The following is a 23,984-nucleotide window of genomic DNA, read 5'->3' on the forward strand; positions in this document are numbered from 1 at the left end:
CGCGAGTCGGCCACCGGATCACGCGTGATCGCAGGCGGATCACGCGTGATGGGGTCGCGGAGAGCTAGCGCGAGCGGCGCGAGCCGGCGCGGGTCCCCGAGGAGAACGCGGCGGCACCGCCCCGACGGGCCGGAGTACCGCCGGACTGGGTCCGCGAGGACTGCGACTTCGCGGCACCGGAGCCGCGGCGCGGCTGGGAGTCGGCGGCAGCGCGACGGCCCTGGCCACCGCCCTTGGGCGCGCCTTCGCGACGTCCGGTGGGCTCGGCCGCGCGACGGCTGCCCTGACCGGCGGGAGCACCGCGGCGGTCGCCTTCGGTGCGAGGCTGACGCGAACGCCCGTCGGAAGCGCCGCCGCGACGGCCACCGGAAGCGCCACGGCCACCGGCGGAGGGGCCCCGGCCACGACCACCGCGGCCGCCGCGTCCACCGCTTGCCGGACGCTCTTCGTCGTCGCCCTTGCCCGGGATGGCTTCACCGCTGGCGCTGACCCGCTTCGGCCGCGTGTCCACGATCGGCCGCCGCGGCGAAGCGGTGAACGAACGCTCACCGGGCGCCAGCTCCGACAGCAGCGGGTGGCCGGGGCCGAGCTGCGTCGTGGTCGGCTTGATGCCCGCCTTGCGGGTGAGGTCGCGGACGTCGCCGACCTGCGCGTCGGTCATCAGCGTGACGACGGTGCCGGACGCACCGGCCCGCGCCGTCCGGCCGGAGCGGTGCAGGTACGCCTTGTGCTCGACGGGCGGGTCGGCGTGGATGACCAGCGTGACGTCGTCGACGTGGATACCGCGTGCGGCGATGTCCGTCGCGACCAGCGTCTTCGCCGCGCCGGAGGCGAACGCCTCCAGGTTGCGGGTGCGGGCCGTCTGGCCGAGGTTGCCGTGCAGTTCGACCGCCGGCACGCCGGAGGCCATGAGCTTGCGCGTCAGCTGCTTCGCGCGGTGCTTCGTCCGGGTGAACACCAGCGTGCGGCCGGGCGCGGCGGTGAGGTCGATCAGCACCGGCAGCCGGTGGGTCTCCTCCAGGTGCAGCACGTGGTGCTTCATCGTCGAGACCGGCGACTGGGCCGAGTCGACGCTGTGCGTGACGGGGTCGTGCATGAAGCGCTTGACCAGCACGTCGACGCCCGCGTCGAGGGTCGCGGAGAACAGCAGCCGCTGCCCGCGCTCCGGGGTCTCGGCCATGATGCGCCGGACGTCGGGCAGGAAGCCGAGGTCGGCCATGTGGTCGGCCTCGTCCAGCACGGTGATCTCGATGTTGTCGAGTTTCACCTCGCCCGAACGCATGTGGTCGGCGAGCCTGCCGGGGCACGCGACGACGATGTCGACGCCGTCACGCAGCCTGGTGATCTGCGGGTTGGGGCTGACGCCGCCGAAGATCGTGGTGACCCTGAGGCCGAGCGGTTTGGCCAGCGGCAGGAACGACGCCTCGATCTGGGTCGCCAGTTCGCGCGTCGGCGCCAGGACCAGCGCACGCGGGCGGCCGGGGCGGCGGCGGGTCGGGCCTTCGGCGAGCCGGGCGAGGACGGGCAGCACGAAGCCGTACGTCTTGCCGGAGCCGGTGCGGCCGCGGCCGAGGACGTCCCGGCCTGCCAGCGAATGCGGCAGCGTGGCGGCCTGGATGGGGAACGGGCTGGTGACGCCCTGTTCGGCGAGCGAGTCCACGAGGGTCTTGGGCAGGCCGAGTTCGGTGAAAGTAGGTGTGCTCATAAGCGTGTGGGCGCACGGGCGCCCTGGTATCTCCGTAAGGATAGGAACGGTTGTCCTGCCCGGCGCAGACCTCGGGGGGCCGCGGCGCGTGGTCTTCGACAACGAAACGCGGCCCGAGGCAGAACTGAGCGGACCGCGTCGTTCAGTGTACTGGGTCGTGATCTCCCGGGCTACGTGATATCGCCCGCACCGGTCCGGTGATGTTCGTCGGTTCGGACGAGCCGGGCGTGGCGCCGTGGTGAAACGCTGGCCTGACCGGACGAAAGGGGACACGGGTGTCGAACGTTCAGGATCTGCGAGGGGTGCTCGACGAGGAGGCGCGTCGCGTGAGCGTCCCCGGAGCGGTCGTGGGGGTGACGTACCGGGGTGAGGAGTCGGTGTTCGCCACCGGTGTGTCCAGTGTGGACACCGGACTTCCGGTCGATCCCGGTACCCTCTTCATGATCGGCTCCACCAGCAAGACCTTCGCCGCGGCCGTCGTGCTGGCCCTGGTCGAAGACGGGGTGCTGGACCTGGACAAGCCGGTCGTCGAGTACCTTCCCGACCTCCCTTTGGCGGATCCGGTGGCGCGGAAGACGGTGACCCTGCGTCATCTGCTCACGCATTCGGCCGGTTTCCTCGGCGACGTCGACTTCACCACCGGCTGGGGTGACGACGCGCTGGCCCTCGCGATCGCGAAGTTCGGCGACCTGCCGCAGAACTTCCCCCCCGGCGAGGTGTTCTCCTACTGCAACGCCGGATTCCAGCTGGCCGGACGGGTCGTCGAGGTGGTGGCGGGTGAACCCTTCGAGGACGTGGTCCGCGCCCGGCTGCTCGAACCGCTCGGCATGACCGAGTCGTATTACCTGCCGTGGGAGGTGCTCACACGCCGTCACGCCGTCGGTCACGTCCTGCGCGACGGCGAACCGGCGGTCGAGCACACGGTGGGCCTGACCCGCGCGGACAGCGCGAGCGGCGGGCTGTGGTCGACGGCGGGTGACCAGCTGAAGTGGGCGCGGTTCTTCCTGACCGGCGAGGCCGAGGGCAAACCGCCCATCAGTGAAGCCACCCGCGACCTCCTGCGCGCGCCGCAGCGGAAGGCCGCGCTGCGGTTCGAAGAGGTCGGCCTGAGCTGGCTGCACACGACCCACGGGGCCGCCCGGCTGGTCCGGCACGGCGGCAACGTCAGCAACCTGCAGCTGTCGGAGTTCGTCACCCTGCCGGAACACGACTTCGCCGTCACGGTGCTGACCAACAGCGCGGGCGGGTCCGCGCTCGGCGCGAAGATCGTCGACTGGTGCCTGGAGGAGCTGGTCGGGTTGCCTCCGCTCCCGAGCCCGCCGCCGGTGCCGCAGCCGGACATCGCCGAGTACCTGGGCCGCTATCAGACCGGTGACCTGGCGTTCGTGGTCGAGGACCGCGACGGCGCCCTCTGGGCCCAGCTGGTCGCCGACGTCGAGGGCTTCCCGTCGCCGCCGCCGTTCGAGGCCGTTTTCGTGGGCGGCGACGCGATCGCCCCCGCCGCCGACACCCGCAAGCCCACCGCGCGCTTCCTGCGGAACGACCACGGGGAGGTGACTTCGATCGAGTTCGGTGGCCGGACGGCGAAGCGAGGCGCTACGGTTACCGGGTAGTAACTTCGGCTGACCAGGAGTGACCATGAGCGAAAAGGCGACCGCGTTGTTGCTGAACCCGGGTGGGTACGACCCACGGCAGTTCGACCCGGAGACGCGTCGCCTGCTGCGTGCCACCATCGAGTGGTTCGAACAGCGTGGCAAACGCAAGCTCGTCGAGGACTACCACGATCGGACCTTCTACGCGGACTTCATCGAGTTCGCGGGCAAGGAAGGCCTGTTCTCCACGTTCCTCACTCCCGGCGCCAACGCCGACGGGAACCCCGACAAGCGCTGGGACACCGCGCGGGTCGCGGCCCTGTCGGAAATCCTCGGCTTCTACGGCTTGAACTACTGGTATCCGTGGCAGGTCACCATCCTCGGCCTGGGCCCGGTGTGGCAGAGCGCGAACGAGGCCGCCCGCAAACGCGCGGCGGACTCGCTCGCGGCCGGCGGCGTCGCCGCGTTCGGACTGTCCGAAAAGGAGCACGGGGCCGACATCTACTCGTCGGACCTCGTGCTCACCCCGGACGGCGAGGGCGGCTACCGCGCGAACGGGTCGAAGTACTACATCGGCAACGGAAACTGCGCGCGGACCGTGTCCGTGTTCGGCCGCATCGACGGTGTCGAGGGGCCGGACCAGTACGTGTTCTTCTACGCGGACTCGGAACACCCGAACTACCGCGTGGTGAAGAACGTCGTCCCGTCGCAGATGTACGTCGCCGAGTTCGAGCTGAACGACTATCCAGTGTCCGAAGAGGACATTCTGCACGTCGGCGCCGACGCGTTCTCCGCGGCGCTGAACACGGTCAACATCGGCAAGTTCAACCTGTGCTTCGGCGGCATCGGGATGTCGACGCACTCGCTGTACGAGGCGATCACGCACGCGCACAACCGGGTGCTCTACGGCAAGAAGGTCACCGATTTCCCGCACGTGCGCCGGGAATTCGTCGAGGCCTACGCGCGGCTCGTCGCGATGAAGCTGTTCTCCGACCGTGCCGTGGACTACTTCCGCAGCGCTAACGCGGACGACCGCCGGTACCTGCTGTTCAACCCGATCACCAAGATGAAGGTGACCACCGAGGCGCAGAAGGTCATCGGCCTGGTCGCGGATGTGGTGGCGGCCAAGGGTTTCGAGGCGGACACCTACCTCGCGATGTCCAAGAACGACATCGACGGCCTGCCGAAGCTGGAAGGCACGGTGGCGGTGAACCTCGCGCTGATCGCGAAGTTCGTGCCCGCGTACCTGTTCGCGCCGCAGGCCTACGAGCCGGTGCCGACCCGTTCCGACGCGGCCGACGACGAGTTCCTGTTCCGCCAGGGCCCCGCGCGCGGGCTCTCGAAGGTGCGGTTCCACGACTGGCGTGAGGCGTACGCCAAGGCGTCCGCGATCCCGAACGTCGCGCGGTTCACCGAGCAGGCCGAGGCGCTGGTGAAGCTGTTCACCGACGCGGCACCGGACGAGGCTCAGCAGCAGGACATCGACTTCGGCCTCGCGCTGACCGAGCTGTTCACGCTGGTCGTCTACGGGCAGCTGGTGCTGGAGCAGGCCGAGATCACCGGCATCGAGACCGAGGTCGTCGACCAGATCTTCGCCATCCTGGTGCAGGACTTCAGCGTCACCGCGATCGATCTGCACGGGAAGTCGTCCTCGACCGAGGCGCAGCAGGCGCTCGCGCTGGCTTCGATCCGGAAGCCGGTCGTCGACGCGGCTCGCTTCGACCACGTGTGGTCGCTGGTCCGAAACCTCTCGGGCGCCTACGCCATGAACCCCTGACCCGACGGCTGCAATGAAGGGGCCTTTCATAGCAAAATTTGCTATGAAAGGCCCCTTCATTGCACGCCTGAGGGCTTACTTGCCGAAACCGGCTTTCCGGAGCGCGTCCGCCATGGCGCCGCCCCCGCCGCCGGAGTTCCCGCCCCGGTCCCGGCCGCCACCGCCGCGGTTGCCGCCGCCCTGACCACCACGCTGCCCGCCGCCCTGACGCTGGCCGCCACCGCCCTGGCCGCGGTCACGACCGCCACCACCGCCGCCCTGCTCGCGAGCGGGCTTGCCGGGTTCGTCGTCCAGCCGCAGGGTCAGCGAGATCCGCTTGCGCGGCACGTCGACCTCCAGGACCTTCACCTTGACGATGTCGCCGGGCTTGACGACCTCACGCGGGTCCTTGACGAAGTTCTTCGACAGCGCCGAGACGTGCGCGAGCCCGTCCTGGTGCACGCCGACGTCGATGAACGCGCCGAACGCCGCCACGTTCGTCACGACACCTTCCAGCCGCATTCCCGGCTTGAGGTCGCCGATCTTCTCGACGCCGTCGGCGAAGGTCGCGGTCTTGAACGCCGGACGCGGGTCGCGGCCCGGCTTGTCGAGTTCGGCGAGGATGTCGGTCACCGTCGGGAGACCGAAGGTGTCGTCGACGAACTCCGTGGGCTTCAGCGCCTGCAGTGTCCGCGAGTTGCCGATCAGCGAACGAATGTCGGTGCCGGTGGACGACAGGATCCGCCGCACCACCGGATAGGCCTCCGGGTGCACCGAGGACGAGTCGAGCGGGTCGTCGCCGTCCGGGATCCGGAGGAAGCCGGCGCACTGCTCGAAGGCCTTGGGGCCGAGCCGCGCGACCTCCTTGAGCCCGCTCCGCGTCTTGAACGGACCGTTCTCGTCACGGTGCGCCACGATGTTCTCCGCCAGCGTCGTCGTGATACCCGAGACGCGGGTCAGCAGCGGCGCCGACGCGGTGTTGACGTCCACGCCGACGGCGTTCACACAGTCTTCGACCACCGCGTCGAGCGAACGCGACAGCGAGATCTCCGACAGGTCGTGCTGGTACTGGCCGACACCGATCGACTTCGGGTCGATCTTCACCAGTTCCGCCAACGGGTCCTGAAGCCGGCGCGCGATGGAGACCGCGCCACGCAGCGAGACGTCCATGCCCGGAAGTTCCTGCGACGCGAACGCCGACGCCGAGTAGACCGACGCGCCCGCCTCGGAGACGACGGCCTTGGTCAGCTTCAGTTCCGGGTGCTTCTTGATCAGCTCACCCGCGAGCTTGTCGGTCTCGCGCGACGCGGTGCCGTTGCCGATCGAGATCAGGTCCACCTGGTGCCGGGCGCAGAGCGCGGCGAGTTCGGCGATCGACTGATCCCACTTGTTCGCGGGCTGGTGCGGGTAGATCACGTGGGTGCCGACGACCTTGCCGGTCGCGTCGACGACGGCGACCTTGACCCCGGTGCGGAAGCCCGGGTCGAGGCCCATCGTGGCGCGGGTGCCCGCCGGGGCGGCGAGCAGCAGGTCGCGCAGGTTCGCGGCGAACACGCGGACGGCGTCGTCCTCGGCCGACTGACGCAGCCGCATCCGCAGGTCGATGCCCAGGTGCAGCAGGATCTTCGTGCGCCACGCCCAGCGGACGGTGTCGCCGAGCCACTTGTCGGCCGGGCGGCCTTCGTTGGCGATGCCGAACTTGTGGGCGATGCGGTTCTCGTACTCGGTCGGCCCGGTGCGCGGCTCCGCTGACGACCCTGTGGGCTCCTCCGACTCCATCGTGAGGTCCAGGATCTCCTCCTTCTCACCGCGGAACATCGCGAGGATCCGGTGCGAGGGGAGTTTGGTGTAGGGCTCGGAGAACTCGAAGTAGTCGGAGAACTTCGCGCCCTCGTCGGCCTTGCCGTCGCGGACCTTCGAAGCCAGACGGCCTTCCGCCCACATCTTCTCGCGCAGCTCGCCGATCAGGTCGGCGTCCTCGGCGAAGCGTTCGACGAGGATCGCGCGGGCGCCGTCGAGCGCGGCCTGCGCGTCCGCGACACCCTTGTCGGCGTCGACGAACACCGCGGCCGCCGCCTGAGGGTCGGTGTTCGGGTCGCTCAGCAGCCCGTCGGCGAGCGGCTCCAGACCGGCCTCGCGGGCGATCATCGCCTTCGTCCGCCGCTTGGGCTTGTACGGCAGGTAGATGTCTTCAAGGCGGGACTTGGTGTCCGCCGCCATGATCGACGCTTCGAGCGCCTCGTCCAGCTTGCCCTGGCTGCGGATCGACTCCAGCACCGCGACCTTGCGCTCGCCGAGTTCCCGCAGGTAGCGGAGGCGTTCTTCGAGGGTGCGGAGCTGGGTGTCGTCCAGCATCCCGGTGACCTCTTTGCGGTACCGGGCGATGAACGGCACGGTCGATCCGCCGTCCAGCAGGTCGACGGCCGCCTTGACCTGCCCTTCGCGCACACCGAGTTCTTCGGCGATCTTCTGCTCGACTGTCTGCAGGCCCTGCACGCTCACTCCCACGCTCCTGAATCCGCCCTCGGGTGCTCTCGGACCCTGCATTCTGCCGCTCGTGCCGAGCCGACTTTCGTATGGCCTCCTCTAACCGAACCCTTGACAGTTGTATTGGTCTAGTCCACTTTGATGTGGCCGACATCACCCGTTCGTGGAGGCCAGTCGTGAAAGTGAAGCCGAAACACGCGTTCCTCGCCCTGCTGTCGTCACTGGCCGTGTGCCTGGGGGTGACTTTCGCGGTCTCGGGCAGTGCCTCGGCCGCCAACATCCTGACCAACCCCGGCTTCGAACTCGGGACCACGAGCGGCTGGACCTGCACCGGCGCGAACGTGGTGGTCACCACACCGGTCCATTCGGGCACCCGCGCGCTCAGCGCCACCCCGGCGGGGCAGGACAACGCCCGCTGCTCGCAGAGCGTGGCGGTGAAGGCCAACACCGCGTACACGCTTTCGGCGTGGGTGCAGGGCAGCTACACCTACCTCGGCGTCACCGGCACCGGGACGGGTGACAAGAACACCTGGACCCCGGGCGGCGGCAACTGGTCGCAGCTCTCGCTGAGCTTCACCACCGGCGCGTCCACCACGAACGTCGAGATCTACCTGCACGGCTGGTACGGCCAGCCCGCGTACTTCGCCGACGACGTGAACCTCGACGGCCCCGGCGGCTCACCCACCACGACGCCGACGACCCCCACGACGTCCACGAGCCCGACGACCACGACCAGCAACCCGCCGACGACCACGACGAGCACCCCGCCGACCGGGAACCTGCCGAAGCACGTGATCACCGGCTACTGGCAGAACTTCTACAACGGCGCGAAGGCGCTCAAGCTCGCCGACGTCCCGACGAAGTACAACATCATCGCGGTGTCCTTCGCGGACGCGACGGCCACTCCGGGCGCGGTCACCTTCACCCTCGACTCGGGGCTGTCGAGCCAGCTCGGCGGCTACACCGACGCGCAGTTCAAGGCCGACATCAAGACGGCGCAGGCGCGCGGGCAGAAGGTCATCCTGTCCGTCGGCGGTGAGAAGGGCACGATCCGCGTCGACTCCTCGGCCGCGGCGACGAACTTCTCCAACAGCATGAAGTCGCTCATCGCGACCTACGGTTTCGACGGCGTCGACATCGACCTGGAGAACGGTGTCAACGCGACCTACATGACGCAGGCGCTGCGCAGCATCCACGCGGCGGGCGGCACGGTCATCACCATGGCGCCGCAGACGATCGACATGCAGAGCCCGGCGGCGGAGTACTTCAAGCTGGCGCTGAACGTCAAGGACATCCTGACGATCGTCAACATGCAGTACTACAACAGCGGCACGATGCTCGGCTGCGACCAGAAGGTCTACTCGCAGGGCACGGTCGACTTCCTCACCGCGCTGGCCTGCATCCAGCTGCAGAGCGGTCTGCGGGCCGACCAGGTCGGGCTCGGCCTGCCCGCGTCGGGCTCGGCGGCCGGTGGCGGTTACCAGGCGCCCGGCAACACGGTCAACGCGCTGAACTGCCTGGCGAAGGGCACGAACTGCGGTTCGTTCAAGCCTTCGACGACGTACCCGACGATCCGGGGCGCGATGACCTGGTCGATCAACTGGGACGCCTCGCAGGGCTACGCGTGGTCGAACACGGTGAGCGCGGGCCTGGCCGGCCTCCCGTGACGCACCGCTAGACCGGGGTGGGGCACCGTCGTCGCGCGGGCGACGGTGCCCCGCCCTTTCCACTCTCTCCCCTCACGCATTCAGAGGACGAAATGCGTAGGGGTCAGAGCGGGGTGAGGGGGAGGCACAGGGCGGCCGGGGCGTGTGGGGGCACGACGGGCTTGAGCGGAGCGACGGGGTACAGGCGCCGGTAGGGGGAGCCGAGTGGCGGCCGCGGGTCGGCCTCGCCCTTGTTGGGCCACAACGACATCGCGCGTTCCGCCTGCGCGGTGATGGTCAGCGACGGGTTCACCCCGAGGTTCGCCGAGATCGCCGAACCGTCCGCGATATGCAGCCCGGGATGGCCGTGCACGCGCTGGTACGGGTCGACGACGCCGGTCTCGGCGCTGTCGCCGATCGCGCAGCCGCCGATGAAATGCCCGGTGATCGGGATGTTCGCCAGATCCGTCCACGCGCCCTGCGCCAGCCCGCCGATCTTGTCCGCCACCCGCCGCGTGACCTCGTGCCCGGCCGGGATCCACTCCGGGTTCGGCTCGCCGATGCCCTGCTTCGTGGTCATCCGGCGGCCGAGGAGCCCGCGTTTTGTGTACGTGGTGACGGAATTGTTCAGCGTCTGCATCACCAGCAACCCGACCATCCGCTCCGACCAGCGTCGCGGGTTGTGCAGCCGCACCAGCTGCCGCCGGTTCCGCCACAGCTCCCGCGCGCCCAGCACCCACCGGCGTTTTCCCGGCTCGGCGTCGACGAGCACCGTCGTCAGCAATCCCATGAAGTTGCTGCCCTTGCCGTAACGCACCGGTTCGACGTGCGTGACGGCGTCGGGGTGGATCGACGACGTGATCGCGACGCCGCGAGTGAAATCCGTGTCCTTGCGCAGGGAACGCGCGGCGAGCACGGCCTCGGAGTTCGTCCTGGCGAGCAAGCCGAGACGCGGGGACAGCTTCGGCAGCGTGCCCGAGTCCTTCAAGGAATGCAGAAGCCGTTGCGTGCCAAGGGAAGCGGCGGCGAAGACGACTTCGGAGGCGGTGAAGGCCTGCTTGCGCTTGCGAACCCAACGTCCTGTTCGGACGGTGTCGATCGCGTAGCCGCCGTCGATCGGCCGGACCGACACGGCGGTGGTCAGCGGATGGACCTCCGCGCCCGCTTTCTCCGCCAGGTACAGGTAGTTCTTGACGGTCGTGTTCTTCGCGCCGACCCGGCAGCCGGTCATGCACTCGCCGCAGTGCGTGCACGGCTTGCGCGGCGGGCCCTCGCCGCCGAAGAACGGGTCGACGTCGCGCTTGCCGAAGTGCACGCCGACCGGTGTGGGCCGGTAGGTGTCCGCGATGCCCATGTCCTGGGCGACCTCGCGCAGCACGCGGTCGGCCGGGGTGACCAGCGGGTTCTCCACCACGCCCAGCATGCGTTTCGCCTGGTCGTAATGCGGGGCGAGTTCGGCCTTCCAGTCGGTGATGTGCGCCCACTGCGGGTCTTCGTAGAAGGTGTCCGGGGGTTCGTAAAGCGTGTTCGCGTAGACGAGCGAGCCGCCGCCGACACCCGCGCCGCTCAGCACGAACGTGTTCTTCAGCAGGGTCAGCCGTTGAATGCCGTAGCAGCCCAATTTCGGGGCCCACAAGTACTTCCGCAGCCGCCACGACGTCTTCGCGAACTCGTGGTCGGCGAACCGGCGACCCGTCTCCAGCACACCGACGCGATACCCCTTCTCGGTGAGCCGCAACGCGGTCACGCTGCCACCGAAACCGGAGCCGATCACCAGTACGTCGTAGTTCATCGTGCTCCCGCCGTCCGGTAGTCGCCGAGATCGAGCTTCCTCGTCCGCCGGTCGTACTCGGTAACGAGGCCTGGCCAGTTCGTGCTCACGCGGCCGTTCTCCTGGCGGTACCAGCTGGCGCAGGTCGTCCAGACACTGCGGCCGAGCCGCCGCTGGATCTCCTCGTCGTATTTCTGCTCGACCTCGGGCACGACGTCCAGATAGGACACTTCGGGTTTGGCGAGGTGTTCGACGGCTTGGCGGATGTAGCGGGCCTGCCGTTCGATCATGTAGATGATGGAGCCCGCGCCGAGGTTCGTGTTGGGCCCGTAGACGCAGAACAGGTTCGGGAAACCCGGCACGGTCATGCCGAGGTACGCCCGTGCACCGCCCTTCCACGCGTCGGACAGCGCCCGTCCGCCGAGCCCCTCGATCCTGAGTTCGCCGAGGAAGTCGGTCGCCGCGAAACCCGTCCCGTAGACGATGACGTCCGCCTCGTGCTCGACGCCGTCCTCGGTGAGCACCCCGGACGGCGTGATCGCGCTGATGTGCCGCGTCTCGACGGCGACGTTGTGCTGCGCCAGCGCGGGCAGATACTCGTTGGTGAACAGGATCCGCTTGCAGCCCAGCGGATAGTCCGGGGTGAGTTTCTCACGCAGCGCCCGGTCCTTGATGTGACGGCGGCGCAGCTGGGCCGTCCGCAGCTCGAAGACCTTGGCCAGAAACGGATGCTTGGTCATCGCGTAGGTCGCGTACTCGGCGAGGAGGAAGATCCGGAGTCTGCCGAGCAGCTGGGTGGCAGGCAGCTGCCGGAACAGCCGCTGCTGCCAGCGCCGGTAGCCGGTGTCCCGTTTGGCCATGATGTAGGGCGCGGTGCGCTGGAACACCGTCAGCTCGCCCGCCTGGCGCTGGAGCTCGGGCACGAACTGGATGGCGCTCGCGCCGGTGCCGATCACCGCGACCTTCTTGCCGCGCAGGTCGACGTCGTGATCCCATTGCGCGGAGTGGAAACTGGCGCCCTTGAAGGTCTCTTGGCCGGGAATGTCCGGCTGGAGCGGGCGCGAAAGCTGGCCGACGGCGGGCACGAAGACGTTCGCTTCGAAGGTCTCGCCACCCGCGGTCTCCACCCGCCAGAGCCCGCGGTCCTCGTCGAAGGCCGCGGCGGTGACGCGGGTGCCGAACCTGATGTGCGGTTCGAGGCCGTAGCGGCGCACCACGCGTTTGAGGTAGGAGTGGATGTCCGGCTGCAGCGAGAACCGCTTCGGCCAGTCGGGATTGGGCTCGTAGGAGAACGAGTACAGCGGCGACGGGATGTCGCAGCCGGCGCCGGGATACGTGTTCTCACGCCAGACGCCGCCGGGTTCGTCGGCGCTCTCCAGGATGGTGAAGTCGTCGAATCCGGCGCGTTTGAGCTCGATCGCCGTCCCGACCCCGCCGAAGCCCGTCCCTACGATCAGCACGCTCGTCATGCCGATCGAAGTTACCCAGCGGTCACCCCTGGTGGAAGTACACGAGCGGCCACGCAATCGAGATTTTCGGCCACCCCCTGCCCGCATTTCGTCCTCTGAATGCGGTAGTTGGAAGCGCGAACTACCGCATTCAGAGGACGAAATGCGCAGAGTGGGACTCGGCCTTCGGGTGGGCCCAGGTCAGGAGCCGGTGGGCGGAGCCTTCAAGGGCGTCGAGATCGCGCTTCGGGACGCGCTCGAACGGCGTGATCACCACCGACGCCGCCTTCTTTGCCGTCTTGATCTCCCAGAATCCCTTCACGAACCCGCCGACCAGGATCGTGCCTTTGACCAGGCCGTTCTGCGTGATGACGACCTTGCGGTACTCGTCGCTGATCACCCGTGTGCGGTCGGCGTAGGACAGGACGGTCTGGTCGAACGGCCCCAGCAGCCGGGCGGGCGCGGGCGTGTCCGGATCGGGACGAGGGGCTTCGGGCAGGTCGAAGAGTTCGCGGCCGTTCTCGTCGCGGAACGTCCGCAGCTCCGGGCGCAGCCGCTCGGCGACGTCGCCGAGCTTCGTGATCCCGGCCCACGCCTGCGCGTCCTGCACACTGGCGGGCCCGAACGCGGCCAGATAGCGGCGAAACATCGCTTCCGGGGAGGGCGTCGCGTCCGGTTCGGCGCCCAGCCAGTCCCCGGTGGTCTGATACGTCGGCTGGCCGGCCTTGCCCCAGACGCCACGCGGCGGGATCTGCACCAGCGGCAGCAACGCCCGCGCGACGTGCACCAGCGCCGACGGGCTCGCGCTTTCCCAGCGCTTCGCCAGTTCCGCGCCGAGTTCGCCGGACGACAGCGGCCGCTCACCGAGCAGTTTGCGGGCGGTGCGGGCGATCTCCTGGTGATCGAGGCCCTTGATCTCCGGGGTGAACTGGGTGTTGTCCATTGAACGGTCGTAGAGGGGCTGCACGATCGGCCGCCATGCCAGCGCGTCCGACGGCGTGACCAGGTGCACCGTGCCCCGCATGAGCGCGATCCGCACGACACTCTTGTCCAGTAGCAGGTTCGCCAGCTCTTCCTGACGGAAACCGTGCAGCCGGGTCCACAGCGCGAAGTACGGCGGGTTCGGGGCCTGTGCCTGCAACCCGGCCAGCTGCTCGACCGCTTCGAGCGCGGTCATCTTCGAACGCCGGAGCAGCAGCTGCCGGTCCAGCATGGCGCGGTTCAGCGCGCGCCTGCTCAACGTGTCGGACATGCCGCTCACCCTAATCGGGATCAAGGACAGTTACGGTCCTCAATGCGCCGATCGTTGCCGGGATCCATAATCCCGGCCATGGAACTACCGCCGCCGGTTATCCGGGACTGGGACTACCCGCGCGGCACGGCGAGCATCGTGCTCATGGCCCGCTTCGCGGCCGAGAACGGCATCACCGGCCTGCAGTCCTACGAGCACGCTCCCGTGGACGGCCAGGTCGACGCCCGGCAGGAGCTCGCGGTGGTCCGGGCACTGGTCCGCGGGCTCGGTGGCGGGGACGACGTCGCGCTGCGGCTGAGCAGGCGCTACCGGGTCAGCGCGTTCGGCATCTTCGGCTTCGCGTGCATCAGCAGCCCGACGCTGGGGGACGCGATGCGCTTCGCCCTGCGCTACCTGGACCTGAGTTTCACCTTCTGCATCCCGCACGTGACCGTCGAGGCCGGACGGCTCGCGCTGGCCATGGACGACAGCCGCGTGCCGGGCGACGTCGCCCGGTTCCTGGTGCTGCGCGACCTCGGCGCGATCCACACCGTCATGCGTGACATCCTGCCGGAGATCTCCCTGCGCTCCTTGGCCTTCCGACACGAAACACCCTCCACTGTGGACGAATACGTGCGGACCTTCGGGCTGGCGCCGTCCTTCTCCGCGCCGTCGCACATCGCCACCCTGGATCCGCTCTTCCTCGACAAACCGTTGCCACAGGCCAACGATCAGACGGTTGCGGTCTGCGCCGCGCAATGCGATCTGCTGGTGTCGCGGAAACGGGAACGTTCCGGGATTGCGCAGCAGGTGCGGGAACGGCTGGTTCGGCTCGGCGGCGTCGACGCCGGGATGGACGAGGTCGCGCGGCAACTCGCGCTCAGCCCGCGCACGTTGCGACGTCGGCTGTTCGAGGCGGGGACCGGTTACCGCTCGCTGCTCGACGAGGTCCGGCAGGCGCTGGCGGAGGAGATGCTCGACACCGGCGCGCTCAGCGTGGAGGACGTCGCGCTGCGGCTGGGCTACGCCGAAGCGTCGAGTTTCATCTACGCCTTCAAACGCTGGAAGGGGATGACGCCGGCGGCCTACGCCCGGCGGAACGCGTTGCGAGCACGGCCGGGTAGGTGACCCGCAGCAGGTGCAGGATCGACTCGGTGAGGAAGACCCGCAGCTCGTCGCGGCCGAGCGTGCCGCGGATCAACCATTCGCGTGACGCGGCGCGCAGCATCCCGCCGTACGACCGGATCATCGCGCGGAGCTCTTCGCGCCCCTCGGTGACCTCGCTCATCAACGCGGCCGCGAGCACGCGGTCGGCGGCGATCTCGTCGGCCTCCAACATGATCCGCTCGATCTCCGGATCGCGGCCCACCGCCTCCGGGCCGATCGCCGTCAGCCACGCTTGCTCGTTGCGCTCGACGACCTCGATCCAGTGCCGCACGCTGATCGCGAGCCGCTCTTCGGCGGTCGTGTCGGGCAGGTTCTCGATCACCGGCGCCGGGACGATCATCATCTGCCGGACGACTTCCAGGTACAGCTCCCGTTTGCCGCCGAAGTAGTGGTTGATCAGCGGCCTCGCCACGCCGGCGGCCTTCGCGATGTCCGAGGTCGAAACCGAGGCGTACGTGCCCGCGCCGAACAACCGCCGGGCCGCGGTCAGGATCTCGGCGCGCCGGGCGGCCGGTTCGAGGCGCCGCCGCCGGGATTCCGGATCGGTGCTCATGGGCCGAGCGTAACCGTTTCAAAGTGACCGCCTGTCGTTACTCATTCGGAACAACCCACCGGTAACCCCCGGGACCTTCGCGGCGACGTTGGGGGCGGGGGGACCGGGTGTCATGGGTAGGGACGAATGGCCAGTGCCGAACGCGAGCCGGTCCGCCGTACCGGACGGTGGGTCAGTGTGCGGCTGCAGCATCGTGACGTCCGCGTCCAGGACGAATGCGTCTCCTACGCCGGGATCGTGATCACCAGTTTCGAGAACGGTGCCGAGGTCGGCGAACGCTGGATCCCGCTCGGGGTCGATCCGTCGGAGGCCGACGACGAACAGCTCATCCAGCAGTTGCGCGACGCGCTGATCTGGCAGGCGCGACGGCCGCCCAAGGCCGCGGGGGAGTAGCACGGGCGTGAGATGAAGGACGCTTTCATGGCAAATTTCGCAATGAAAGGCCCCTTCATCTCACGCGCCATCGACGCAAAGCCTCACTGGGTCCGCAGACCGTCGAAGGCGATCTTGCACACCGCGTCCGCCAGCTCCGTCCCGGCCGAACCCCGCCGCGGCCGGTACCACTCGATCAGCGAGTTCACCATGCCGTACAGCAGCCGCGCGGTGACCGCGGGATCGATGTCGGGCCGCACGTCGCCTTCGGTTTCGGCCTGTTTCACCAGTTCCGTGACGAGCCGGTCGAACTCGCGCCGTCGCGCCAGCGCCGCCCGTTCGATTTTGGTGTTGCCGCGCACCCGCAGCAGCAGCGTCACGAACGGCAGCTGCTCGACCAGCACGAGGACACTGCCCCGCACCAGATGCTCCAGCTTCTCGATCGCCTTGCCCTCGAAGGATTCCGTCTCGGCGGCGACGGCGAACAGGCCGTTCAACGCGCGGTCGACGGCGAGCCGCAGCAGCTCCTCCTTGCTCGGCACGTGGTGGTAGATCGCGGATTTCGTGATGCCGAGCTTGCGGGAGAGGTCCTCCATGCTGGTGCCGTCGTAACCGCGTTCGTTGAACAGTTTGACCGCGACCTGAAGCAGCGACTCGAGGTCGTAGCCGGGACGCCCCCGGCGGGCGGGGGTGCTCAACCGCGGTCCCGTTCGTCGAGGACGCGGCGCATCTTGCCCAGCGACCGTTCGAGGGTGTCCGGGTCGACGACCTCGACGCCGACGCTCACGCCGACGCCGTCCTTGACGCCGGCGATCAGCCGGGCGGCGGCCTCGGCGCGCTGCTCGGCGGACGCGTCCGGGCGCGCTTCGACCCGCACCGTCAGGTGGTCCATCCGGCCTTTCGTCGACCGGATCAGCTGGAAATGCGGCGCGAGCGCGGGGGTCACCAGCACGACTTCCTCGATCTGCGTGGGGAAGACGTTGACGCCACGCAGGATGATCATGTCATCACTGCGCCCGGTCACCTTCTCCATCCGCCGGTACGCCGGCCGCGCGGTGCCCGGCAGCAGCCGGGTCAGGTCACGCGTGCGGTACCGGATGATCGGCAGCGCCTGTTTGGTGAGCGAGGTGAACAGCAGCTCGCCCTCGGCGTCGGTGGGCTTTTCGGTGAACGGGTCGATCACCTCGGGGAAGAAGTGGTCCTCCCAGATGTGCAGCCCGTCCTTCGTCTCGACGCATTCCTGCGCGACGCCGGGGCCCATCACCTCGGACAGGCCGTAGATGTCGACGGCGTCGATGCCGACGCGTTCCTCGATCTCCGCGCGCATCTGCTCGGTCCACGGCTCGGCGCCGAAGATGCCGACCTTGAGCGAACTCGTCTGCGGGTCGACGCCCTGTCGTTCGAACTCGTCGAGCAGTGTGAGCATGTACGACGGGGTGACCATGATGATCTCGGGTTTGAAGTCGGTGATGATCTGCACCTGGCGCGCGGTCATGCCGCCCGACGCCGGGATCACGGTGCAGCCGAGCTTTTCGGCGCCGTAATGCGCGCCGAGGCCGCCGGTGAACAGGCCGTAGCCGTAGGCCACGTGGACCTTGTCGCCCGGCCGCCCGCCCGCCGCGCGGATCGAGCGCGCCATCACCGTCGCCCAGGTGTCGATGTCTTCGGCGGTGTAGCCGACGACGGTCGGTTTCCCGGTGGTCCCACTGGACGCATGGATGCGGCTGACCTGCGCTTCCGGCACGGCGAACATGCCGAACGGGTAGTTGTCGCGCAGGTCCTGTTTGGTGGTGAAGGGGAACTTAGCCAGGTCTTCCAGCGCCTTGCAGTCGTCCGGGTGAACGCCTGCCTCGTCGAACTTCCGTCGGTAGAACGGCACGTTGTCGTAGGCGTGCCGCAGCGTCCACCGGAGACGCTTCAGTTGCAGCGCCTGGAGTTCGTCGATGGTCAGGTTCTCGGCGTCGTCGCTGAAGGCGGTCATCGTGATGCTTTCTGGATGGTGCGGCTGCGGCCGCGGAATTCGGCGACGACCTCCGGCCCGTCGGGGGTCTCCCGGTGCACGGTGACGTCGTAGATGCCGTTGCGGCCGTAGCGGGTCCGCTCGGTGGCGGTGGCGATGAGGTGGTCGCCGAGTTTGCCGGCGGCGACGAAGGAGATCTCCGCGCCGGACGCGACGGTCACCGGCCCACGGCTGTTGCACGCGCAGGCGAACGTCGTGTCGGCCAGCAGGAAGACGTAGCCGCCGTGGGCGATGTCGTGGCCGTTGACCATCGTTTCGGTGACCCGCATGGTGGCGACGGCGTGCCCTTCGGCGGCCTCGACCAGCTCGATGCCCAGCGCCTTCGACGCCTGGTCGTCGGCGAACATCGTGTGCGCGGCGTTGCCAGTCATACGAGACCACCTGGTTACTGACCGAATGGACGGTTGTTAAAGGGTGCCGCAAGTAAAGGCGCGCTTCCGGGTGGATGTCAAGGATCCGCCGCCGTCCGGGGGTTTGCAAGACCCCGGACGCGAGCTACAGTGAATTACTGAACGGACGGTCTGTTAATCCACCATCGAAGGGTTCGGCCCCATGGCATTGCTGCGCAGCTACGTCTCCGGCGGATGGCACACGGCGGAAAACGACGGCGTTCCGCTGCACGACGCCTCGACCGGCGAAGAGGTCGCCCGGGTCTCGTCCGAGGGCATCGACTTCGCCGCCGCGCTGGAGTACGGACGCCGCGTCGGCGGCCCCGCGCTGCGTGAGCTGACCTTCCACCAGCGCGCCGCGCTGCTGAAGGCACTGGCCTCCCACCTGCGTGAACACCGCGAAGAGCTGTACGCGCTCTCGGCGAGGACAGGCGCCACCAAGAGTGACTCCATGGTCGACATCGACGGCGGCATCGGTGTCCTGTTCGCCTACTCCAGCAAGGGCAAGCGCGAACTGCCGAACGACACCGTCTACGTCGACGGCAACGTCGAGCCGCTGAGCAAGGGCGGCACCTTCGTCGCCCAGCACATCGCCGTCCCGCTGCGCGGGGTCGCCGTCCAGATCAACGCGTTCAACTTCCCCGTCTGGGGTCCGCTGGAGAAGTTCGCGCCCGCGTTCCTCGCCGGGGTGCCGAGCCTGATCAAGCCCGCCAGCCAGACCGCGTACCTCACCGCGCGGCTGGTCGAGATCATCATCGAGTCCGGCATCCTGCCCGAGGGCACGCTGCAGTTCGTCGCGGGCAGCGTCGGCGACCTGCTCGACCACGTCACCGCGCAGGACCTCGTCTCGTTCACCGGCTCCGCGTCGACGGCGCAGAAGCTGCGCGCGCACCCCGCCATCGTGCGCAACTCCGTCCGCTTCAACGCCGAGGCCGACTCGCTCAACCTGTCGATTCTCGGCCCGGACGCCAAACCCGGCACCACCGAGTTCGACCTCTTCGTCAAGCAGCTGACCACCGAGATGACGGTCAAGGCGGGCCAGAAGTGCACCGCCATCCGCCGCGCGTTCGTCCCCGCGGACCTCCTGGACGACGTCGCCGAGGCCGCGAGCGCGCGGCTGGCGAAGACCACCATCGGCAACCCCACCGCCGAGGGCGTCCGGATGGGCGCTCTGGCCAGCCTGGAGCAGCGTGAGGAGGTCCGGCGCTCGCTCAAGGCGCTGCTGGACGTCGGCACGGTCGTCTTCGGTGACCCGGAGCAGGTCGAGGTCGTCGGCGCCGACGCCGAACGCGGCGCGTTCATCTCGCCGGTCCTGCTGAAGGCCGACCCGGAGCGCTCCGAGCCGCATGAGGTCGAGGCGTTCGGCCCGGTGTCGACGCTGCTGCCCTACACCTCCACCGAACAGGTCATCGAGCTCGCCGCGCGCGGCGGCGGCAGCCTCGTGGGTTCCGTCGTCTCCGCGGACCAGGAGTTCGTGCGCGAGGTCGTCCTCGGGGTCGCGCCGTACCACGGCCGTCTGCTGGTGCTCGACGCCGAAGACGCCAAGGAGTCCACCGGTCACGGTTCGCCGATGCCGCAGCTGGTGCACGGTGGCCCCGGCCGCGCCGGCGGCGGCGAGGAGATGGGCGGCGTCCGCGGCGTGCTGCACCACATGCAGCGCACGGCCGTCCAGGGCAGCCCGAGGGTGCTCAGCACGGTCACCGGTCGCTGGGTCGCGGGCGCCCCTCGAACCGCAGGCGACGTCCACCCCTTCCGGAAGTCCTTGGCGGAACTCAAGATCGGCGACTCCGTCGTCGCCGGTCCGCGCACCGTCACTCAGGAAGACATCGACCACTTCGCCGAATTCACGGGCGACACCTTCTACGCCCACACCGACCCCGAGGCCGCGGCGGCGAACCCGCTGTTCGGCGGGATCGTGGCGCACGGGTATCTCGTGGTCTCGTTCGCGGCGGGCCTGTTCGTCTCGCCGGAACCCGGCCCGGTGCTGGCCAACTACGGCCTGGAGAACCTGCGGTTCCTCACCCCGGTCAAGGTCGGCGACTCGTTGACCGTGACCCTGACCGCCAAGCAGATCACCCCGCGGATCGACCAGGAGTACGGCGAGGTTCGCTGGGACGCCGACGTGACCAACGCCGATGGCGACTCGGTCGCGAAGTACGACGTGCTCACCCTGGTGGCGAAGGAGCAGTCATGACCGCGACATTGCCCGAGGAAGACCTCGAACGGCACTTCGAGCACACCATCGAGCGCGACCAGCGCATCGAGCCGCGCGACTGGGTGCCCGAGGGCTACCGCAAGACGATGATCCGGCAGATCGCGCAGCACGCGCATTCGGAGATCATCGGCATGCAGCCCGAGGGCAACTGGATCACCCGCGCGCCTTCCCTGCGCCGCAAGGCGATCCTGCTCGCCAAGGTGCAGGACGAGGCCGGGCACGGGCTGTACCTGTACTCGGCGGCGGCCACGCTCGGCGCCGACCGCGCCGATCTGACCGACAAGCTGATCAACGGCAAGCAGAAGTACTCGTCGATCTTCAACTATCCGACGCTGACCTTCGCCGACGTCGGCGTGATCGGCTGGCTGGTCGACGGCGCGGCGATCTGCAACCAGGTCCCGTTGTGCCGCAGTTCGTACGGGCCGTACGCGCGCGCCATGATCCGTATCTGCAAGGAGGAGTCCTTCCATCAGCGGCAGGGTTTCGAGCTGCTGATGACGATGATGCGCGGCACCGAGAAGCAGCGGGAAATGGTGCAGGAGGCAGTGAACCGCTGGTGGTGGCCGTCGCTGATGATGTTCGGCCCGCCGGACGCGGACTCGCCGAACACCGCGCAGTCGATGGCCTGGAAGGTCAAGCGGCACACCAACGACGAGCTGCGCCAGCGTTTTGTCGACATGTCAATTCCGCAGGCCGAGGCGCTGGGCGTCACCTTCCCGGACCCGGAGCTGAAGTGGAACGCCGAGCGTGGGCACTACGACTTCGGCGCCGTCGACTGGGACGAGTTCAAGAACGTGTTGAAGGGCAACGGCCCCTGCAACGCCGAGCGCATCGCGCACCGGCGGCGGGCCCAGGAAGACGGCGCGTGGGTGCGGGAAGCCGCCTCGGCGCATGCAGCGAAGAAGGGTTCGTGATGAAACACGACTGGCCGTTGTACGAGGTATTCGTCCGGGGCAAGCGCGGCCTGAACCATGTGCACGTGGGCTCGCTGCACGCCGCCGACGACGACATGGCGCTGCACCACGCGCGGGATCTGTACACCCGCCGCAACGAGGGCGTGTCGATCTGGGTCGTGCGCGCGTCGGACATCACGGCGTCCTCGCCGGACGAGAAGGACCCGTTCTTCGCGCCCAGCGGCGACAAGGTGTACCGGCACCCGACGTTCTACGACATCCCCGACAACGTTCCGCACATCTGACATGAGCTTCGACAACGCCTACGAGGCGATCACCGAGGAGAACGACTCCCGCTGGGCCTTCGGGACCGGGTTCGAGGATCCGCTGTCCGGTGTGGACACGACGGTTCCGTCCGGTGTGGACGGTGACCGGCTCGCGGCCTACTGCCTGATGCTCGGCGACGACGCGCTGATCTTTTCGCACCGGCTGCAGGAGTGGTGCACGAACGCGCCGGAACTCGAGGACGAAGTCGCGATCGCGAATATCGCGCTCGACCTGCTCGGGCAGGCGCGGCTGCTGCTCGCCCGCGCGGGCAAGGCCGACGGCAGCGACCGCACGGAGGACTCGTACGCCTTCTTCCGGAGCGAGCAGGAGTACCGCAACGTCCGGCTCGCCGAACTCGACGGCGGGCACTTCGGGCATCTGATCGCGCGGCTGCTCGTGTTCTCGATCTGGCGGCTCGCGTTGTTGCAGCGCCTGCAGTCCTCTGTGGACCCGGTGCTCGCGGCCATCGCGGACAAGGGAGTCAAGGAAGTCGCGTATCACCGCGACTACGCCGCCCAGTGGGCCGTGCGCCTCGGCGACGGCACCGAGCTGTCCCACGCGCGGATGCAGGAAGGGCTGGACGCGGTCTGGCCGTACGTCGACGAGCTGTTCACGGCGCACGAGGTCGAGTTCGTCGCTTCGCCGTCGCTGCGGCCGGAGTTCGACGCGATCCTGGACCAGGTGCTGGCCGTCGCCAAGCTGACGCGCCCCGAAATCGGTGCCATCGCCGGGGTTTCCGGCCGGATGGGCCGCGACGGCGTGCACACCGAACGGATGGGCTTCCTGCTGGCGGCGCTGCAGAGTGTCGCCAGGGAACACCCGGACGCGACATGGTGACCGCGTACGCCGTGGCGGCCACGGTCACCGATCCGGAACTGCCGATGCTCACCCTCGCCGACCTCGGCGTGCTGCGGGAAGTGTCCGAAGAGGACGGTCGCGTGGTCGTCGCGATCACTCCGACCTACACCGGCTGCCCGGCGATGGACACCATGCGCGACGACCTCGTGCACGCGCTGACCGGCGCGGGTTACGGCGAGGTCGAGGTGCGCACGGTGCTCCAGCCCGCCTGGTCGACGGACTGGATTACCGAGGACGGCAAGCGGAAACTGGCCGAAGCGGGCATCGCGCCGCCGGGTGCGGCGCCGCGCCGGACCGGGCCGATTCCGCTCACGCTCAGCCCGCCGGTGTCGTCGGTCCGCTGTCCGAATTGTGGTTCCGCGGACACCGAGGAGCAGTCCCGGTTCAGCGCGACGGCGTGCAAGGCCTTGCGTCGCTGCCGGTTCTGCCTCGAACCGTTCGAACACGTCAAGGAGATCTAGTGACAGCGACCCTGCGCCGCACGGGCTTCCACACCCTGAAGGTGTCCGACGTCCAGCGGCTGTGCGACGACGCCGTCGCGGTGACCTTCGACGTGCCCGAAGACCTCGCGGACACCTTTCGGTTCAAGGCGGGTCAGTCGCTGACCCTGCGCCGTGAGATCGACGGCCGTGACGAGCGCCGTTCGTACTCGATCTGCGCGCCCGCCGGCGCGGCGCCGCGGGTCGGCGTCCGGGAGGTGCCGGGCGGGCTGTTCTCGTCGTGGCTCGTGCACGACGTGAAGCCCGGCGACGAGATCGAGGTCGCGCCGCCCACCGGGAACTTCAGTCCTGATTTGGCAGCCGCGGGGCATCACGTGCTCATCGCGGCCGGATCCGGCATCACGCCGGTGCTGTCGATCGCGTCTTCGCTGCTCAGCGACTCCGACGCCACGGTGACCGTGCTCTACGGCAACCGACGGACGGACACCGTCATGTTCGCCGACGACCTCGCGGATCTGAAGGATCGCTATCCCGCTCGGCTCGAACTCGTCCACGTGCTCTCCCGCGAACCGCGTGAGGCGGAGTTGTTCACCGGGCGGCTCGACGTGGAGAAGCTGCGGCGGCTGTGCACCGTGCTGATCCCGGTCGAGGACGTCGCGCACTGGTGGCTGTGCGGGCCGTTCGAGATGGTGACGGGCGCGCAGGAACTGCTGCGCTCGCTGGACGTCGCCGACGAACGCGTGCATCAGGAACTGTTCTATGTGGACACTCCGCCGGAGCCGGTGCACCATATCGATCCGGCCGTCGTGGGTGCGTCCAGCGAGGTCACGCTGGTCCTCGACGGCCGGTCGACGACGATGACGCTGCCGCGCAGCTCGTCGCTGCTCGACGGCGCGCAGAAGTACCGCCCGGATCTGCCGTTCGCCTGCAAGGGCGGCGTATGCGGGACCTGCCGGGCGAAGATCTGCGACGGCAAGGTGGACATGCGGCGCAACTTCGCCCTGGAGAAGGCCGAAGTCGACGCCGGTTTCGTGCTCACCTGCCAGTCGGTGCCGATCTCCGACGCCGTCACCGTGGACTTCGACGCCTGAGACCCCCCGCATTTCGTCCTCTG

20 protein-coding genes are annotated in these 23,984 nt (G+C 68.7%); 11 read left to right on the plus strand and 9 right to left on the minus strand.

Annotation, left to right across the window (positions count from 1 at the left end):
* Positions 1-64: 64 nt before the first annotated feature.
* Positions 65-1,705, minus strand: a complete 1,641-nt coding sequence (locus tag ACLJQ7_RS26215) for a DEAD/DEAH box helicase (RefSeq protein ID WP_410650818.1) — start codon at positions 1,703-1,705, stop codon at positions 65-67.
* Between the two features lie 275 nt (positions 1,706-1,980).
* On the opposite strand from ACLJQ7_RS26215, the gene ACLJQ7_RS26220 reads away from it, so the two are divergent.
* Both ACLJQ7_RS26220 and ACLJQ7_RS26225 read left to right on the plus strand, forming a co-directional pair.
* A complete protein-coding gene (locus ACLJQ7_RS26220) occupies positions 1,981-3,318 on the plus strand; it encodes a serine hydrolase domain-containing protein (protein ID WP_410650819.1) in 1,338 nt (445 codons plus the stop codon).
* Between the two features lie 25 nt (positions 3,319-3,343).
* On the plus strand, positions 3,344-5,074 hold the full coding sequence (locus ACLJQ7_RS26225) for an acyl-CoA dehydrogenase (protein ID WP_410650820.1): 1,731 nt from the start codon (positions 3,344-3,346) through the stop codon (positions 5,072-5,074).
* Positions 5,075-5,149: 75 nt separating this feature from the next.
* Here the strand turns inward: ACLJQ7_RS26225 and ACLJQ7_RS26230 are convergent, their stop codons facing one another.
* Positions 5,150-7,555: a Tex family protein gene (locus tag ACLJQ7_RS26230; protein WP_410650821.1), complete on the minus strand. Its 2,406-nt coding sequence runs from the start codon at positions 7,553-7,555 to the stop codon at positions 5,150-5,152.
* A 161-nt stretch (positions 7,556-7,716) separates the two neighbouring features.
* Between ACLJQ7_RS26230 and ACLJQ7_RS26235 the strand changes: the two genes are divergently transcribed.
* On the plus strand, positions 7,717-9,207 hold the full coding sequence (locus ACLJQ7_RS26235; RefSeq protein ID WP_410650822.1) for a chitinase: 1,491 nt from the start codon (positions 7,717-7,719) through the stop codon (positions 9,205-9,207).
* Between the two features lie 103 nt (positions 9,208-9,310).
* Here the strand turns inward: ACLJQ7_RS26235 and ACLJQ7_RS26240 are convergent, their stop codons facing one another.
* From ACLJQ7_RS26240 to ACLJQ7_RS26250, 3 genes are all read right to left on the minus strand, one after another.
* Positions 9,311-10,978 carry a GMC oxidoreductase gene (locus ACLJQ7_RS26240; RefSeq protein WP_410650823.1) on the minus strand — a complete coding sequence of 556 codons (1,668 nt, stop codon included), beginning with the start codon at positions 10,976-10,978 and terminating at the stop codon, positions 9,311-9,313.
* A complete protein-coding gene (locus ACLJQ7_RS26245; RefSeq protein ID WP_410650985.1) occupies positions 10,975-12,432 on the minus strand; it encodes a flavin-containing monooxygenase in 1,458 nt (485 codons plus the stop codon). The genes ACLJQ7_RS26240 and ACLJQ7_RS26245 overlap by 4 nt, the downstream gene beginning before the upstream one ends.
* Positions 12,433-12,556: 124 nt before the next feature.
* On the minus strand, positions 12,557-13,657 hold the full coding sequence (locus ACLJQ7_RS26250) for a winged helix DNA-binding domain-containing protein (RefSeq protein WP_410650824.1): 1,101 nt from the start codon (positions 13,655-13,657) through the stop codon (positions 12,557-12,559).
* Positions 13,658-13,735: 78 nt separating this feature from the next.
* Here ACLJQ7_RS26250 and ACLJQ7_RS26255 point away from each other — a divergent pair, with 78 nt between their 5' ends.
* Entirely contained in the window at positions 13,736-14,764 is a 1,029-nt protein-coding gene (locus tag ACLJQ7_RS26255; protein ID WP_410650825.1) for an AraC family transcriptional regulator, read from the plus strand.
* On the opposite strand, the gene ACLJQ7_RS26260 is transcribed toward ACLJQ7_RS26255, so the two are convergent.
* Positions 14,691-15,356: a TetR/AcrR family transcriptional regulator gene (locus tag ACLJQ7_RS26260; RefSeq protein ID WP_410650826.1), complete on the minus strand. Its 666-nt coding sequence runs from the start codon at positions 15,354-15,356 to the stop codon at positions 14,691-14,693. The two genes, ACLJQ7_RS26255 and ACLJQ7_RS26260, sit on opposite strands and share 74 nt — an antisense overlap.
* Positions 15,357-15,482: 126 nt before the next feature.
* On the opposite strand from ACLJQ7_RS26260, the gene ACLJQ7_RS26265 reads away from it, so the two are divergent.
* A complete protein-coding gene (locus ACLJQ7_RS26265; RefSeq protein WP_410650827.1) occupies positions 15,483-15,749 on the plus strand; it encodes a hypothetical protein in 267 nt (88 codons plus the stop codon).
* An 83-nt stretch (positions 15,750-15,832) separates the two neighbouring features.
* On the opposite strand, the gene ACLJQ7_RS26270 is transcribed toward ACLJQ7_RS26265, so the two are convergent.
* Genes ACLJQ7_RS26270 through paaI form a run of 3 tightly spaced genes read right to left on the minus strand, consistent with a single transcriptional unit; the run spans position 15,833 to position 18,095 of the window.
* Positions 15,833-16,426 carry a TetR/AcrR family transcriptional regulator gene (locus tag ACLJQ7_RS26270; protein ID WP_126737382.1) on the minus strand — a complete coding sequence of 198 codons (594 nt, stop codon included), beginning with the start codon at positions 16,424-16,426 and terminating at the stop codon, positions 15,833-15,835.
* Positions 16,423-17,709, minus strand: a complete 1,287-nt coding sequence (gene paaK, locus ACLJQ7_RS26275; protein ID WP_410650828.1) for a phenylacetate--CoA ligase PaaK — start codon at positions 17,707-17,709, stop codon at positions 16,423-16,425. The genes ACLJQ7_RS26270 and paaK overlap by 4 nt, the downstream gene beginning before the upstream one ends.
* Positions 17,706-18,095 carry a hydroxyphenylacetyl-CoA thioesterase PaaI gene (paaI, locus tag ACLJQ7_RS26280; RefSeq protein ID WP_410650986.1) on the minus strand — a complete coding sequence of 130 codons (390 nt, stop codon included), beginning with the start codon at positions 18,093-18,095 and terminating at the stop codon, positions 17,706-17,708. Before paaI ends, paaK begins: the two co-directional genes overlap by 4 nt.
* A 205-nt stretch (positions 18,096-18,300) precedes the next feature.
* On the opposite strand from paaI, the gene paaZ reads away from it, so the two are divergent.
* From paaZ to paaE, 6 genes are read left to right on the plus strand one after another with little or no spacing between them, the layout of a single operon-like run.
* Entirely contained in the window at positions 18,301-20,331 is a 2,031-nt protein-coding gene (gene paaZ, locus ACLJQ7_RS26285) for a phenylacetic acid degradation bifunctional protein PaaZ (RefSeq protein WP_410650829.1), read from the plus strand.
* Positions 20,328-21,266 carry a 1,2-phenylacetyl-CoA epoxidase subunit PaaA gene (gene paaA / locus ACLJQ7_RS26290; protein WP_410650830.1) on the plus strand — a complete coding sequence of 313 codons (939 nt, stop codon included), beginning with the start codon at positions 20,328-20,330 and terminating at the stop codon, positions 21,264-21,266. Before paaZ ends, paaA begins: the two co-directional genes overlap by 4 nt.
* Positions 21,266-21,550 (plus strand): 1,2-phenylacetyl-CoA epoxidase subunit PaaB, encoded by a 285-nt coding sequence (gene paaB, locus ACLJQ7_RS26295; RefSeq protein ID WP_005168080.1) that lies wholly within the window; start codon positions 21,266-21,268, stop codon positions 21,548-21,550. The genes paaA and paaB overlap by 1 nt, the downstream gene beginning before the upstream one ends.
* Before the next feature lies 1 nt (position 21,551).
* A complete protein-coding gene (paaC, locus tag ACLJQ7_RS26300) occupies positions 21,552-22,409 on the plus strand; it encodes a 1,2-phenylacetyl-CoA epoxidase subunit PaaC (RefSeq protein ID WP_410650831.1) in 858 nt (285 codons plus the stop codon).
* The gene (gene paaD / locus ACLJQ7_RS26305) at positions 22,403-22,891 is read left to right on the plus strand and encodes a 1,2-phenylacetyl-CoA epoxidase subunit PaaD (RefSeq protein WP_016332044.1); all 489 of its coding nucleotides are present in this window, start codon (positions 22,403-22,405) and stop codon (positions 22,889-22,891) included. Before paaC ends, paaD begins: the two co-directional genes overlap by 7 nt.
* Positions 22,891-23,961 (plus strand): 1,2-phenylacetyl-CoA epoxidase subunit PaaE, encoded by a 1,071-nt coding sequence (paaE, locus tag ACLJQ7_RS26310; RefSeq protein ID WP_410650832.1) that lies wholly within the window; start codon positions 22,891-22,893, stop codon positions 23,959-23,961. The genes paaD and paaE overlap by 1 nt, the downstream gene beginning before the upstream one ends.
* Positions 23,962-23,984: the final 23 nt, after the last annotated feature.

Source organism: Amycolatopsis sp. cmx-4-54 (assembly GCF_046548895.1).
In the GTDB taxonomy this organism is placed as follows: Bacteria; Actinomycetota; Actinomycetes; order Mycobacteriales; family Pseudonocardiaceae; genus Amycolatopsis.